Below are 15,183 nucleotides of genomic sequence, written 5' to 3' on the forward strand. Positions count from 1 at the left end.
AGGGAGGCGAACAATATGGAAAGACTGCTGCTATCAGCCATTCTGACACTGGCGGGCATATCAGGCCTGGCCGTAGCCCTGTGGGGAGGATATTACCTGCTCACCGGATTCATGTCCTGGAGAAAGCCAGTGGACTGTGGCTGGCACCCGGCCAGGACACGTTTCGCCATTCTGGTTGCCGCACGAAACGAAGAACTGGTCATCGGCCCCCTCATTAATAGTCTTTTAATGCAAGACTATCCCCAGGAACTGTACGATATCTGGGTCATTCCAAACAACTGTGTGGACAACACGGCACTGGCCGCTCGAAACTTCGGGGCCCGGGTGCTGGAGTGTCCCTTTCCGGTGCGCAGCAAAGGCGAGGTCCTTCGCTTTGCCTATAACCGCCTCCGGGGCCGGGAGTACGATGCGTGGTGCGTCTTTGACGCGGATAACGTGGTAGACAGTCGGTTTCTGACTGAGATGAATAACGCCTATATGTCCGGAGCCCGTGCCGCACAGGGCTATCGGGACAGCAAAAACCCTTACGATACCCTGATATCCGGCTGCTGTTCCATCTACTACTGGATGATGGACCGGTTTCACAACGGGGGCAAAGCGGGGATGGACCTTTCGGCCATGATCGGAGGGACCGGCTTCATGATTTCCTCAAAAGCGCTGGAGGAACTGGGCGGTTGGAACTCCTCCACCATTAGTGAGGATCTGGAACTCACTGCCCAGTGCGTTCTGGCTGGAGAAAAGGTATGGTGGGTGCCAAAGGCTGTCACCTATGACGAGCAGCCACTTACCTATGAGGAGTCCGTCAAGCAGCGCCGGCGGTGGTCCAGCGGCACGCTCCAGGTAGCCCAGGCCTATCTCTCCCGCGTTGGTTCCTCCGTCTGCCGGGAGGGAGGAGGCCGGCTGGCGGATCTGGGCTTTACTCTGATGATCCCAGCCTATCAGGTGGCAGCGGTAGCCAATCTCCTGCTGTCCTCTCTGGCGGCCGCTCTGTTCGGACAGACGGTCGGACAGGCTCTGGCGGCCTTTTTGGGAGCTCTGGTGTTCAATCTGGGCCTGACCGCCCTTGGCTCCACCCTGGCGGCCGGACTGGTGCTGGCTGCGGAGGGAAAATGGGACAGGCGTCTGTGGAAGGCGCTGGCCCTGTACTGGCTGTTCCTCCTGTCCTGGATCCCAATCACCTTTGGCAGCTTTGTGAAAAAGACCACCGTATGGGAGGAGATCCGCCATACCCGTGCCACCATCCCGGAGGCATTGACCCGGTAAAAAAGCCCCCGGACATCCACAAGATGTCCGGGGCTTTTTTTATTCAGGCTGGAAGTGGCTCTTGTCAGCCCCACACAGTGGGCAGGTATAGTCGTCAGGCATGGGGCCCTCGGTGGCCTCGTCATAAATAAAACCACACAGATCGCAGATATACTTCACCAGGCATCCTCCTTTCTTCCTTGGTGGTCAGGGGCTATCAAAAGACCGATATCTTTACCGGCCGGCCCTAGAATAGAAGGCTCGCGTCAGCCGCCAGAAAAGTCAGGTGACAGGCTCAAAGTCACTGGCAGGCCGACGGCAGATTGGGCAGACGAAATCAGGGGGCAGGGTGTCACTCTCATAGATAAAGCCGCAGATCTTACATACAAAGCCCTTGGGCTTGTCCGCCGCGGGCTCCTGGACAGGAGTAGATGCCTCACCTTTGACAGAGGCGGCCAATACCTGGGCCAATTCCTCCAACTCTTTCTCCTGACCTGGGGCAAGAGCGGACTTCAGAGTGATGGGCTCCTGAAGCAACTCCATATTTTTCATCTCACACAGTACCTGGGTCATCAGCTTCCCGCTGGCGGGGGCCCAGGAGCCGTTCTGGATCAGGGCTACCTTCCGGTTTTGCAGGTTGTGATGGAGCAGGTCACGGAGCAGGTGCTCCATAGGGTCGAAGATACCATTATTGAAGGTGGGGGAGGCAAAGACGATGTGACTGTACTTGAAGCAGTCGGACAGCACATAGGAGTAGTGAGTTACCGACACATCATACATTTCCGTCCGGATGCCCAACTCAGACAGCCGGCAGGCCAGGATAGCGGCCGCAGTCTCGGTCCCTCCGTAAATGGAGGCAAAGGCGATGAGGACGCCCTGCTCCTCGGGCTCGTAAGCAGCCCACTTGGAGTATTTGTCCAGAATATAGCCCAGGTCCTTACGCCAGACGGGGCCGTGGAGGGGACAAATCATTTGGATATCCAGCCCGGCAGCCTTTTTCAGCAGGGCGGCCACCTGGGGGCCATACTTGCCCACGATGTTGGTGTAGTACCGCCGGGCCTCATCCAGCCAATCCCGGTCAAAGTCCAACTCATCGGCGAAGAGGACGCCGTTCAATGCGCCAAAGGTGCCGAAGGCGTCGGCGGAAAACAGGATCTTGTCGGTGCTGTCGTAGCTGACCATCACCTCGGGCCAGTGGACCATGGGAGCGTTGGCAAAGGTAAAGGTGTGCCGGCCAGTGGAGATCGTATCCCCCTCATTGACCAAAATGGCGTGGTTCGGATCTGCGCAGTGGAACTGACGGATCATGTTCACCGACTTGCCATTACATACGATGCGAGCCTCGGGATACCGGATCATCAGGTCGCCCAGGGTGGCGGCGTGGTCGGGCTCCATGTGGTGGACAAAGACATAGTCCAGCTTGCGTCCATGGAGGGCCTGCTCCAGATTTTCAAAGAACTGGGTCTGAACGGCCCGATCCACCGTGTCAAAGAGGACGGTTTTCTCATCCAAAAGGAGATAGGAGTTATAGGACATCCCTCTGGGAACGGGGTGGGCGGCCTCGAACTTGGGAGTCTGCCGATCATTTCCGCCAATCCACAGCAAGTCATTTGTCACTTTGCGGATACAGTACATATCTGGACCTCACTTTCTAAAAGGAGATTTTTACCACCGCTATCATACCACATTTTCTTCCAAAAAGATAGTAGGAATAGTTCTTTTTTATTAGAAGCTTTTGATTTCGGAAAAGTACATTGAAAAAGAGGAAAAGATACCGTATAATAAGACAAAATAGTTGCGATAGGAGGGAGTGGCCGTTCCATGTATCACATTGATATTATGACATTATTTCCAGACGTGGTGGGAGATATGCTATGCGAGTCTATTTTAGGGCGGGGACAGGAGCGGGGCTATATCCGCATCGACTGTCACCAGATCCGGGATTATACAAAAAATAAGCAGAAACAGGTGGACGATTACCCCTACGGCGGCGGAAGAGGTGCTGTCATGCAGGCCGATCCCCTCTATCAATGCTGGAAGCATATTTGTGATGAAGCGGGGGAAAGAATCCACACTATCTATATGTCTCCGGCGGGCAGGACCTTCCGGCAGGCCGACGCCAGACGACTGAAGGACGACTATCAGCGCATTATTCTGGTCTGTGGGCACTATGAAGGGATCGACCAGCGGTTTATCGACGAGTGTGTGGATGAAGAGATCTCTATTGGAGATTTTGTGATGACCGGAGGCGAGATCCCCGCCATGGCGGTGGCCGACGCTGTGTGCCGGCTGGTGCCCGGCGTGCTGTCTGACCCATCGTGCTATGAGAACGAAAGCCATTGGAACGGTATGCTGGAGGCGCCTCAGTATTCCAGACCGGAGGTATGGCACGACCGAACAGTGCCCCCGATTCTTTTGTCCGGCAATCACGCCAAAGTGGAACAGTGGCGGAGAAAGCAGTCCATCCTCCGAACTAGGGAGCGTCGGCCGGACCTGTATGAGAAGCTGGACCTCTCATCCAAAGAGGACAGAAAGCTGTTAAAGGAGCTGGACGAGGAGCTGAGAGATGAGAGGCCCTATGCGGAGAATACCCCTGACTGATTTTTCTTTACTTTCCACGAAGGGTGTGGTAAACTAGTTTGCACAATCTAATTTTAAAGACTATGTTTGGAGATGGGATACATGAGTTTTGAAATCGTTGTGGACAGCTGCTGCGACCTATCCCCCCAGATGCTGAAGGACCCCTGCTTTGTTAAGGTGCCATTGACCATCCGCTCGAATGGCAGTACCTTTGTGGACGACGAGGGCTTCGATCAAGCTGATCTGCTCTGGTCTATGCGACAGAGCGAAGACGCTCCCTCTACCTCATGTCCATCGCCTCAGTCCTATCTGGATGCCTACCGTGGAGGAGCGGAAGATGTCTATGTAGTTACCCTGTCCGCTCTACTCAGTGGGTCCCATAACAGTGCGGTCCAGGGTAAGCTCCTACTGGAGGAAGAGGAGCCCCAAGTCAATGTCCATGTGTTCAACTCCTGCTCCGCCTCCTCCGGTGAGGTGCTTACCGCCCTGAAAATACGGGAGCTGGCCTCCAGTGGTATGGCCTTTAAGCATGTGGTGCGGGAGGTGGAGCAGTTCATCTACCAGATGCAGACCCTTTTCGTATTGGAATCCCTGGAGAATTTGAGAAAGAACGGTCGCCTAACTAGACTCCAGGCAGTGGTCACCGGAGCGCTGAAGATTAAGCTGCTTATGGCCGCAACCCCAGAGGGGGAGATATGCAAGCTGGGTCAGGCCCTTACCACCAGACAGGCTCTGGTCAAGATGGTGGATAAAATGGCCGGCGATCCAGGGCACCAAGGCAAGACATTGGCCATCACTCACTGCAACTGTCTGGAGCGGGCCTTCCAGGTTAAGGATATGGTAGAAGCCAAATGTAAATTTGCCCAGACCATTATTTTGGAAGCCGGAGGTATCACCTCTGTCTATGCCAACGACGGCGGTATTGTGACCGCCTATTAAAGTTTCTGTAGGTCTGGACTGTGGGGAAGCGTCCTTTACAGAAAAAGGGCTATAGGAAAGAAAAAATAGGAAGTGGATATGATGTCTATCACTAGACAGCAGGCGTGGGACCTGCTGACCAAATACAATGAGGAGCCCTTCCATCTGCGCCACGCCATTACCGTGGAGCACGTCATGGGATGGTTCTCCCAGGAGCTGGGCTATGGTCAAGAGAAGGAGTTTTGGTCCCTGGTGGGCCTGCTCCACGACCTGGATTTTGAACGCTGGCCGGAGGAGCACTGCGTCAAAAGCCAGGAGCTGATGCGGGAGGCTGGAGTAGAGGAGCCCATCATCCACGCGACAGCGAGCCACGGCTGGGGAATGCGGGTGGAGATCAAACCTGAACATGAGATGGAGAAGGTACTCTATGCTGCGGATGAGCTTACCGGACTGATTGGGGCGGCCGCTCTGATGCGTCCCTCCAGAAGTGTGGCGGATATGGAGCTCAAATCGCTGAAAAAGAAATTTAAGGACAAGAAGTTCGCCGCTGGCTGCTCCAGGGATGTAATCGCCAGAGGGGCAGAGCTGCTGGGATGGGACCTTGATAAGCTGCTAGATATGACCCTGCGAGCCATGCGGCAGGAGGAAGCAGCGATTGAACAGGCCATGACAGACCTCGTTAAGAAAGATTAAAAAATCCTGCCCGGTCCTTGACAATGGCAGGAAGTATGTGATACGATGTGTGCTGTTAAGGGGAGTAGTCGGCGCGGCCCTCCGCGCGGCAAGCCAACAAGCATGAAGGTGCCAGCCGCCTTCTGGTTTTGCCTGAAATGACCAGACCTGCGTTCCAAATATGGGAACGCAGGTCTTTTTTTACGGATATCGGGCAAACTTCCCACACAAAGATATTGAAGATGGAAGAGAAAGGAAGTCGGAAGAATGGGACTTGAGTTTTTGTGGCAGGGTGTGCTGTCCATTACGCCACAGCAGGTTGTCATGTATGTGGTGGGTGGACTGCTTATTTGGCTGGCCATTGAAAAGGGCTTTGAGCCGGCACTGCTGATGCCTATGGGCTTTGGCGCGATTTTGGTAAACCTGCCCCTGTCCGGAGTTATCAACCAAGTCAGCGAGGGCATCGGAGAGACCCACGGTATCATCCAGTGGCTCTTTGAGGTGGGCATTGAGGCCAGCGAGGCCATGCCGATCCTGCTCTTTATCGGTATTGGCGCCATGATAGACTTCGGCCCCCTGCTGGCCAATCCCAAGCTGTTCCTGTGTGGCGCGGCTGCCCAGGCGGGCATCTTCCTGACCATCCTGTTTGCGGCTGGACTGGGCTTTGACTTGAAGGACGCCGCTTCTATCGGTATCATCGGCGCCGCTGATGGGCCCACCTCTATCCTGGTGTCCCAGATACTAAAATCCGACTATGTGGGTGCCATCGCCGTGGCGGCCTACTCCTACATGGCCCTTGTACCCATTATCCAGCCCTTTGCCATCAAGCTGGTCACCACAAAAAAGGACCGGGCTATGCGGATGCCCTATCGGGCCCAGGGAGTGTCTAAGCGGCTGCGCATCCTGTTCCCCATCGTGGTTACCGCCATCGCTGGTCTGGTGGCCCCCTCCTCGGTGGCACTGGTGGGCTTCCTTATGTTCGGCAACTTGATTCGGGAGTGCGGCGTGCTGACCAGCCTGTCCCAGACGGCTCAAAACGAGCTGGCAAACTTGATTACTCTGCTGCTGGGCATCACGATTTCCTTCTCCATGCGGGCAGAGCAGTTCGTTCAGTGGCAGACCCTGATGATCATGGGGCTGGGCCTGGTGGCCTTTGTGCTGGACTCGGTGGTGGGTGTTCTCTTTGTCAAGGTGCTCAACCTGATCACCCCAAAGAATAAGATCAACCCCATGGTGGGCGCCGCGGGCATCTCTGCCTTCCCCATGTCCTCACGGGTCATTGAGAAGCTGGGGCAGGAGGCTGACTCCCAGAACCACCTGCTGATGCACGCGGTGGCCGCCAACGTGTCCGGACAGATCGCCTCTGTGGTGGCCGGCGGCGTGGTACTGCAGTATTTCGCTAATAATCCTATCCTGTAACAGTGGAACAAGGAGGAAAAGAATATGAATGAGAATATAATCCATGCCCTTGGAATGATGGGGCAGGGGATGCTGGGCATTTTTGTTGTGCTGGGATTGATTGCCGGGCTGGTAGCCCTGATGCAGAAGTTTGAAAACCGAAAGAAGTAACAGATGTGCCGGGCCCACCTAAGTGGGCCCGGCACGATTTATTTCCAGTCATCTATTACGTCCTCCAGACTGACAGGTCCCACAAGGTTGTCCACTAAAAGGGTCATCAGCTCATCAATGCGGACAGGGCTTGTGGTAATGGACGGCACCGAGGCGGAATCCCCATCTTCCTCGTCAATCCGTACACCATAGTCCTCACAGCAGAACTGACCAACGGGTATCTGATCCACTGTGAGATAGTAGTGAAATGTACGCTGTCTTCCTAGGTCGTCCGCGCAGCTTCTTGATGCGATTTTCATTTCCATCATCTTGTGCTTCACCTCCCGGATTTTCGTTGTAAATACATTATATAGTGGGTAATGGGAGAATGAAAAGAAAAAGATATCGCAAAAGAAAGCCCAATTCGCTGCTATTCGACACTCTTTTTTAGCCAGAGAGAGGAGAAAAGGAAAAACGGGTCGAAAAAAGAGACGTTAAGGGGAAAAGAAATCCCCTCCGCCAGAACCGGCGGAGGGGAGAGGGGTCATTTGACGCGGAGGCGCTTGGATAGCTCACCATCAGGGGTCACCCAGGCGGTTTCATAAGTGGTGTATACCACCATGCCGGGGCGGGCACCAGCGGGCTTTTTCACATACTTTACCGGCGTATAGTCCACTGGGACCTTGCCGCTGTCCCGGCCCTGGGAGAACCAGGCGGCCAGACCCGCGGCCTCGGTCAGGCTCTGGGCGTCGGGCTGCCTCCCCTCGGTCCACAGGATGACATGGGAGCCATGTATCTTCTGGGTATGGAACCAAATGTCGCTCTTGAAGGCTTGTTTACAGGTGAGCAGGTCGTTCTGTATATTATTTTTACCTACCGAGATGCGCAGCCCGGCGGAGGAACGGAACTCCATAGGCTTGGAGGACACCCGCCTCCCTCGGTCACGCGCCTTGGCTTGGCGGCGCAGGTATCCGGTGTCGGTGAGCTCCTGACGGATCTCCTGAAGGTCACGCTCCCCCTCTGCCAGAGTGATATTCTCCAGAACGCTGTTCAGGTAATCTAACTCCTTGCGCCCCTTCTCAAGCTGGATGGTCAGCATCTCCTCCGCCTTTTTGGCCTTGTTATAATCCTTATAATACTTTGCGGCGTTCTGCTGGGGAGTCAGGAGGGGATCTAGCTTGATGTCTACTTCCTTGCCATCCGGGTCATAGAAATCTACCGTCCGAAGTCGGGACATCCCCTTTTTCATCAAATGGAGACTGCTGGTCAGGATGTCACCCAGCTCACGAAGTCGGTCGCGGTCCAGCGTGGCGGCCAGCTCCTTTTCCTGATTGCCAATTTTCCGGGCGGTGCGGTCCCTGGCGTTGGTGACAGAGCGAATCAAATCCTGCCCCTTCTGTTTGATCCGTTCCAGACTTTCTTTCTGCTCGTAGAACTGGTCCAGCATAGCGGAGAAAGTGGGCCAGTTCTCCAGCTTCGCCGCTCCACCATACTGAGTAACCGGAAGAAATGTGAAATCCTTTGCCTTCCCATCGAGGTAGATAAGCGTCGGATGAAAGTGGTTTTCCTTCACGGAACGAATGAGCCGTTCCAGTTGGTCCAACAGCCTGGTCCGGCCCGCCGGGCCCAGGACATTCAGACGAATGTCGGTGCTGCCACCCGCCTGCTGGGCCAGTTCCCGGCAGACTAGGGGAGAGAGTCCTCCAAAAGTGTCCAACAGCCATTTGTCGGCCTGGGCCTCGTCTGGGGCGGTGGACAGCAGTTCCTCCAGCCGCTGCCTGTCCGCATGTAGCGGATCCTCCTTGCTCTGGGCGGGGGGGAGGCGGTAGAACATCCCAGGCTGGAGGAGCCGTCTGCTCCCGGTGCCGTCAGACAGGCCGGAGTCCACCCGGCGGATACAGTCCAGGATGCGGCCCTCGCCATCCAGCAGGACCAGATTGGCCCGGTGGCTGATAACCTCCAGCATCAGCCGGCGTTCCACCCGGTCGCCCAGCTCGTCCAGGGCCTCCAGACGAAATTCTACCACCCGCTCCAGCGGAGGCTGAGTGACTTCCAGAATCCGTCCAGAGGTGAGGTGCTTGCGGAGCAGCATACAGAACATAGGGGGGGTATCGGGGTTTTCACGGGGCAGCTGAGTGAGCTGGGGCCGGGGGTGGCTGGGATTGGCGGACAGCAGCAGCTTTGCGTTGCCCCCTTGGGTCCGGAGAGCCAAGAGGATCTCATCCCGGCCGGGCTGATAGATCTTATCAATCTTGGAGCCTGCCAGCGCTGTATTCAATTCATGGACGATGCCGGAAAGGCAGAGTGCGTCTAAGGGCATAGATATCCACCTCGCAAAAGAACTGGGGAGGGATGGGGCGCTTATTCCTCTCCCATCATCACTTCAAACAGCTGATTGAGCCGCTCTGTCCTCCCTTGGAGATACAGCCATCCAAACAGGGCCTCCAGTCCGGTGGCAGCCTGGTATTCTCCCCGGCTGGCCGCCTTGGGGACCGAGTGGGGCGCGGTATTTCGTCCACGCCGAAAGACATCCTCCTCCTCCTGGGTAAGCAGGGGCAGGATTCGCTCCAGCCGCCGGGCCTGAGCGGGCGCGGCCACATAGGTTACGGTCGCCCGGTGGAGGTCCTTTACCTTGGCCTTGCCATGGAGGCAGAGCCAGGAGCGTACCATCACCTCAAATACGCTGTCCCCCAAGTGGGCCAGCCCGAGGCTGGACAGGGCCAGAAGCTGATCCCGGCCCATATCAAGATGGAAATAGTCAGTCATCAAAATAGACCTCCCTGCGGATTTTGGCCCCTTATGATACCATGTCTGAGGGGAAAATACAAGGGTGTGTGAGGAGCGGGTTGCGACAGTTACAGCGTCCACAGAATCGAAATGTAAAAAACTCTTGACATATTTTGAAGTCTATGATATCTTAAAAATGTCAAAAGAGTTTGACATATATCAATATGGAGTAGGAGGAACCTGGTTATGACTATGACGGAGATCGGCCTGCTGGCCTTTGGCGTATTTCTGCTGCTTCTGATTGTGCTGGATGTGGGGATGATCGTCTCTCTGGTGCGCCAGGGGGATGAGCGGAGGCAGATGATCGTCTGGAAGACCAGTACCTATACATTATTGGGGGCCTCTGGTGCCCTGGTGCTGGATATCATTGAAAATCTGGTGCGGAGCCAGCCCATGGCCGTCAATCCCTTTATTCATTTGGCTTCGACAGCGACGATTTACTTTGTTGTGCTGATGATTTATAGAAAGAAATATGGTGATTGACCGTGGAGAATAGGATCCGTGAGCTGCGAAAAGAGCGGGGCATCTCACAGGAGGAGCTGGCAAAGCTCTGCCATGTATCCCGGCAGACGGTCAACGCCATCGAGAACAATAAGTATGACCCGACGCTGGCCTTGGCGTTCTGCCTGGCCCGGGTGCTGGGCACTACGGTGGATGCCCTGTTTCGATGTGAATGAAAAAGAAACTCCCCCTGCCCTTATGAGGGCAGGGGGAGTTTTTATAGGAAGAATCTGGATAATTTATAAAAGTGTACTTTTATAAATTTGGAGATTAGAATAAAAACAAAATTAAATTGTTGCTTTTTTCTGGCGTTAATGCTATATTTGATATTAGAAAGATGTACTATCCAAAATTTGGAAAAGTACACTTTTTCAGGATGCCGATAGCAGATTATTAAAATGAATAAGGAGGTAAATGGGAAGTCGTCCTATACTGCAAGCTCTGCTTCGGCATCCTGATGCACAGCACATTAAAAAAGGAGGTCAAAAAATGAACGTTCCCAGCAAGCGCACATCCCGGATGATCAGTATGCTCTTGGTACTCACCATGCTTATGGGGCTACTGACGGTGAGCGTTTCTGCACAGCCCGCCGCACAGGGCTCGAAAGTGGAAGATGCCATTCTTTACACGATCAATGCAGATAATGAGCTAGAGTACAACGTAGTTTATTCCTCCGCAATGACAGAGGCAACTCATGTGTCAGGAGAGGGCATTAGTTCCATTGACGAATTGAAAACCGCCCTCGGCACGCCTGATGACCTCGGCGATGCAATTACCGCAAATCTAACCATTACAGACGGTTCAGTTACAGAGATCGTGGTACAATCCATTGCCGAACGCCCCATTATCGGAATTTCCTGGAAGAAAGATTCCATTGGAAGTGATTACAGTGGCTTCGCTGAGGCGTTTGAGCGCAACGGCGCAATTTCCGTTTTTCTGCCACAGGTGAAAACGGAAGAAGAGGCCGCAGATGTCCTTTCCTCTATTGACGGTATTTTCTTTACTGGCGGAGAGGACTGGAATCCTGACCTCTATCATGAAATACAAACTCCCCACGGGTCTTCCGGCTGGAACGACGCCCGTGATACCTCAGATATTTACCTGATGCGTAAGGCTGTTGAACTAGACGTGCCTCTGCTGGCCGTCTGCCGGGGTGAGCAGGGTTTCAACGTCGCCCTCGGCGGCAAACTGATCCAGGACGTACCTTATTATCTGGGTCAGCAGGTGCTCAAAGGAGAGATCTCTCCCGCCCGCGTCACTGGCGTGCTTTCCGGCCCCTCTGAGTCGGAAATGGCCCAGCTTGAAGCCGCCTGTGAAAAGTTCGGCCTTGAAGAGATCCCTGAAATCCTGGCTGAGTCCGTACAGGATACCGGCTACACCAAGTATGACGAGAACGGAGAAAAACTTGGCAGCACCTACGACAAAGGGACTGGAACTTACACCGAATTTGGTGAAGACTGTAAAGCTGGTCACCTGCGCGTGCAGATTGACGGGCTGGTCCACAGCGGCGGTAAGGGTTATCATAAACTGGACGCCGGCACAGACGGCGATGGCATAGGTATTGCGACGGATTCCAAGTGGCTGTATGACATTATCGGCTCTGATGAGATCGAACTGGTTGCCACTGCCCACCATCAGTCCATCGATCCTGAAAATCTGGCCGATGGACTGACCGTAGTGGCAAAGTCCTCCGACGGCATCATCGAGGCTGTGGAGTACCAAGAGGCTACATTCGCTCTGGCGCTTCAATGGCATCCTGAGCGTGACGCTCTGGAGGATACCAGGGACATTGACGTGGACCAGGATTTGTCCAACGCCCCTCTGCGGGCTCTGGTTGAGTATGCCAGACTCAAGATTGAGGAAGAAGAGGAAGAGATCCCAGGTGGCGGTGATGAAGGAGATGATGAGCCGTTCCAGCCCGCAGTTACCTATGAGTTCACTGTTACTGACGAGGAGCGCGCCGCAATTCACGAGGCTGTAGATAACCTGGCCGGTTACGTTGGTGACATGGTGGTCGGAGACGAAACATATAATCCTTATACATTGGTAGGGGCTCTGGCTGAGGGCTCTAGCTATGACTCTATCTCCTATGGCGCAACTGCATCTGGTGACGCGCCAACGGAGTATCCATTCTATGTGCCCAACACCGAGGCCAATAAAAATGAGCATGATCGCAAGGTAGCCAAGCTAGCTTGGGTCAAGGAACTGGGTGAGGCATTAGGGCTAGAAGTGGTCCAGCGCCAGGAGGATAAGTACGTTTATGTAGAAATTGGCGATCCCGACGCCCCCGAAATGGTCATGGCCCTTAGTCATTTGGACTCGCCTACCGGCTCAATTTCTGATGCCCAGCTGAAACGCTGGAGAGATCCAACCGGGAAGCTGGGTGCAGAAGGCGGTGACCCAGCAGCCTACCACACCCCCTATGTAAAGGACGGTTGGCTGTACGGCGCTGGCGTCCAGGACGACAGCGGTCCCACCCTGGCTACCCTCTTTGCGGCTAAGGCCCTTCAGGACTCCGGTGTGGAGTTCGACCGCCGCATCCGCATAGTCATGGGCTGCTATGAGGATGGAAGTCCTGCAAAACCGAGTGCGGACGACACTTTGAACTATATCGATATTCCATATTACAGCGCCCCTAGCTTCTATGACAACTGGACCTATAAGACGCTGAACCGGGAAGAAATCCCCATCGCTGCCTATACCTCTGATTCCCGGTTTCCTGTGGTGGTAGGCAATACAAAAGCGTGGACTCCCACGCTTACTATGAACCTCTCAGGGGACCTAGGTAAGCCCTTCGCCTTAGTAAGCACCGGCGCCGGCGTGACCCTGCGCGAAGGCGACCCCACTCTGAAGGACATCGTGTACGGTAGTGCCAACCAAATTGCCTCCCGTGCTATTTTCGTGTTGGACACCTCCAATGCGGAGAAGGCCGCTGTGGAGGAATTCTGTCGGAAGGTAGAACAGGCCGCCGAGGAGTGCGGCTGGCTGCCCAAGGAAGATGGCAAGACCCAGAAAGTCCAACTGACCGAAGATAACAGCACCTTAACCATGGAGATCAACACCGATGTGCCCATGGAGTATCCTATGCCCATGTACAGCAAAAACGCCGTGGTCTGGGGGATGTACCTCCTGTCCCAGGCGCTCCCTGAGGACATGGAGCTGAAAAAGGCCGCCGATGGCATCTCCAACCTGTTCTTCCAGAACTGCGTTGAGGGCGAAGCCTATATTGGCAAATACATGGACATCCCCGAAGATCTGTTGCGTAACCCCAATGACGGAACAGCCAATCTGACCATCGCACCCATGGGCACGATTAACGACGAGGACCCCTCGAAGTTCCCATTTTATGACCAGGAAAGCAAGACTTTGGAAATTCCCCTGGTCATCAGAAGCATCCACTCTAATGAATCCGACTATAAGACAGCAACCCAGGCGGTAGTAAGTGCTTGTGAGAAGAATGGCTTTGCTCTCTCTGGAAACGTACCGTCTTTCTCCGCACCCAGTCTGTACCTGACCCATGATAATCCCCTGACCGCTCTCCAGTATGCCAGCTATAAGGCAACTATTAGGTTTGCTCCCGATGAGTTCAGCGGTCCCAATGAACTGCTGGACATCAGCTATCCCGTTGGTACCACAGGCGGTACTCTGGCCAGTGACTATCAGAATAAGATGACCGCCTTTGGCGCTGTCATCCCTGGTAACGAGCGTTGGTGGCACTCCGCCAACGAGCGCATCAGCGTTGAGTCCATTGTGCAAATGACCAAGATGATGGCTGACGGAATGCTGGAGATGGCCCGCTACTCTGGCTCTGCGGGCGCACAGTTTATGTGGGCGGATCTGGAAGGCCTTAATGCTGACCGGGCTGACTTGGACCTGCTGGACGTAACCATTGACACCTACCAGGACGCATCCGATAAAATCAGCACAACCATTCTGGACGGAGATGAATTGATCGGTGCCACTGACTTTGAGATTCATATGTGGGCCAAACGGGGGAACGGCACCAAGAGCCAGATTGCATATGATCTGGGGCACGAATCAGGTGGCGTGTACCTGTCTCTGGACGATCAAGACTTCCAGGAGAACGACTTTGTTCTGCCCATGCGCCTTGAATTTAAGTATGAACGTCCCAGCGACATGAGTTCTGCTGACTGGAACGCTCTCCGCAGCGGAGAACTGGATATGGTCAGTTTCAGTCTGTTGAAGGATGGTACTTCCGTCGCACTGACCGTTCCTGACGATCAGAAGGCTGAGGACTACTTCTCTATCCGTGTGGATGAGAATAATGAAGACGCAGTCTATGTGGCGGTCAATGTGGCTATCATCGACGGCGAGTATACCGGTGTCGAGCCCGTGATGGCCGACTCCAAGACCGACCTGTTTAAGCTGAATGAAGATTGGCTGGCTGCCGGAAACGAGAATCCTTTCCCTGAGCGAGGACAAATCGAGAAGCGCGGTTTCTTCCTATTCGGCGACGATGGGAAGGACGCTTGCTTCCAGTCCCCGGATGCAATCTATGCTGTGCTCAACACGGACCAGATTACAGGTGGCGGTAGTAGCGGCGGTGGGGGCGGTTCCAGCAGCTACTCCATCAGCGTGGACAAGAACATCGAAAACGGCACTGTGACCGTGTCCCCCAGGAGCGCCTCCAGCGGCCGGACGGTGACCATCACTGTCAAGGCCGACGAGGGCTATGAGTTGGACGAGCTGACCGTCACCGACAAGAGCGGGGACGAGATCAAGCTGACCGACAAGGGCGACGGCAAGTATACCTTCAAGATGCCCCGGTCCAAGGTCACCATTGAGGCCTCCTTCATGGAGATCGACCACCAGGATACCTGCCCCGCCGCCGGCTTCCGGGATGTGGACGAGGACGCCTGGTACCATGAGGCGGTGGACTACGCCCTGGACAACGGCCTGATGTCCGGTGTGTCC

The 15,183-nt window shown here is 54.8% G+C and carries 14 protein-coding genes; 9 read left to right on the forward strand and 5 right to left on the reverse strand.

The genetic code is table 11. The annotated features are described in order from the left end of the window. Positions 1–15: 15 nt before the first annotated feature. A complete protein-coding gene (locus H8S11_RS11920) occupies positions 16–1,263 on the forward strand; it encodes a glycosyltransferase family 2 protein (protein WP_186853275.1) in 1,248 nt (415 codons plus the stop codon). A 39-nt stretch (positions 1,264–1,302) separates the two neighbouring features. Here H8S11_RS11920 and H8S11_RS11925 read toward each other — a convergent pair whose 3' ends face one another. Beyond that, positions 1,303–1,422 (reverse strand): rubredoxin, encoded by a 120-nt coding sequence (locus H8S11_RS11925; RefSeq protein WP_374740223.1) that lies wholly within the window; start codon positions 1,420–1,422, stop codon positions 1,303–1,305. A 102-nt stretch (positions 1,423–1,524) separates the two neighbouring features. Continuing rightward, entirely contained in the window at positions 1,525–2,877 is a 1,353-nt protein-coding gene (locus tag H8S11_RS11930) for an oxygen-binding di-iron domain-containing protein (RefSeq protein ID WP_147571932.1), read from the reverse strand. 186 nt (positions 2,878–3,063) lie between these two features. On the opposite strand from H8S11_RS11930, the gene trmD reads away from it, so the two are divergent. From trmD to H8S11_RS11955, 5 genes are all read left to right on the forward strand, one after another. Beyond that, positions 3,064–3,843, forward strand: coding sequence for a tRNA (guanosine(37)-N1)-methyltransferase TrmD (gene trmD / locus H8S11_RS11935; protein WP_186853276.1), 780 nt, complete (start codon positions 3,064–3,066; stop codon positions 3,841–3,843). An 81-nt stretch (positions 3,844–3,924) separates the two neighbouring features. Beyond that, a complete protein-coding gene (locus tag H8S11_RS11940) occupies positions 3,925–4,761 on the forward strand; it encodes a DegV family protein (RefSeq protein ID WP_186853277.1) in 837 nt (278 codons plus the stop codon). 81 nt (positions 4,762–4,842) lie between these two features. After that, on the forward strand, positions 4,843–5,433 hold the full coding sequence (locus H8S11_RS11945) for a hydrolase (protein WP_207721983.1): 591 nt from the start codon (positions 4,843–4,845) through the stop codon (positions 5,431–5,433). 246 nt (positions 5,434–5,679) lie between these two features. Then, positions 5,680–6,831: a sodium ion-translocating decarboxylase subunit beta gene (locus H8S11_RS11950; protein ID WP_186853278.1), complete on the forward strand. Its 1,152-nt coding sequence runs from the start codon at positions 5,680–5,682 to the stop codon at positions 6,829–6,831. A 24-nt stretch (positions 6,832–6,855) separates the two neighbouring features. Further along, complete coding sequence (locus H8S11_RS11955; RefSeq protein WP_147571927.1) at positions 6,856–6,981, forward strand: sodium pump decarboxylase gamma subunit; 126 nt, start codon at positions 6,856–6,858, stop codon at positions 6,979–6,981. Between the two features lie 38 nt (positions 6,982–7,019). Here the strand turns inward: H8S11_RS11955 and H8S11_RS11960 are convergent, their stop codons facing one another. From H8S11_RS11960 to H8S11_RS11970, 3 genes are all read right to left on the reverse strand, one after another. After that, positions 7,020–7,289, reverse strand: coding sequence for a DUF6514 family protein (locus H8S11_RS11960; RefSeq protein WP_147571926.1), 270 nt, complete (start codon positions 7,287–7,289; stop codon positions 7,020–7,022). A gap of 215 nt (positions 7,290–7,504) precedes the next feature. Further along, positions 7,505–9,280, reverse strand: a complete 1,776-nt coding sequence (locus H8S11_RS11965) for an Rqc2 family fibronectin-binding protein (RefSeq protein ID WP_186853279.1) — start codon at positions 9,278–9,280, stop codon at positions 7,505–7,507. A 41-nt stretch (positions 9,281–9,321) separates the two neighbouring features. Beyond that, entirely contained in the window at positions 9,322–9,726 is a 405-nt protein-coding gene (locus H8S11_RS11970) for a Mini-ribonuclease 3 (RefSeq protein ID WP_147571924.1), read from the reverse strand. Positions 9,727–9,933: 207 nt separating this feature from the next. Here H8S11_RS11970 and H8S11_RS11975 point away from each other — a divergent pair, with 207 nt between their 5' ends. The 3 genes from H8S11_RS11975 to H8S11_RS11985 form a co-directional block, all read left to right on the forward strand. Then, positions 9,934–10,230, forward strand: coding sequence for a hypothetical protein (locus H8S11_RS11975; RefSeq protein WP_240287563.1), 297 nt, complete (start codon positions 9,934–9,936; stop codon positions 10,228–10,230). Between the two features lie 2 nt (positions 10,231–10,232). After that, positions 10,233–10,424 carry a helix-turn-helix transcriptional regulator gene (locus H8S11_RS11980; RefSeq protein WP_147571923.1) on the forward strand — a complete coding sequence of 64 codons (192 nt, stop codon included), beginning with the start codon at positions 10,233–10,235 and terminating at the stop codon, positions 10,422–10,424. Positions 10,425–10,737: 313 nt separating this feature from the next. Then, the coding region (locus H8S11_RS11985; RefSeq protein WP_186853280.1) for a M20/M25/M40 family metallo-hydrolase at positions 10,738–15,183 on the forward strand (4,446 nt) is incomplete at its 3' end.

It is taken from the genome of Flintibacter hominis, from assembly GCF_014287965.1.
In the GTDB taxonomy this organism is placed as follows: Bacteria; Bacillota; Clostridia; order Oscillospirales; family Oscillospiraceae; genus Lawsonibacter; species Lawsonibacter aceti.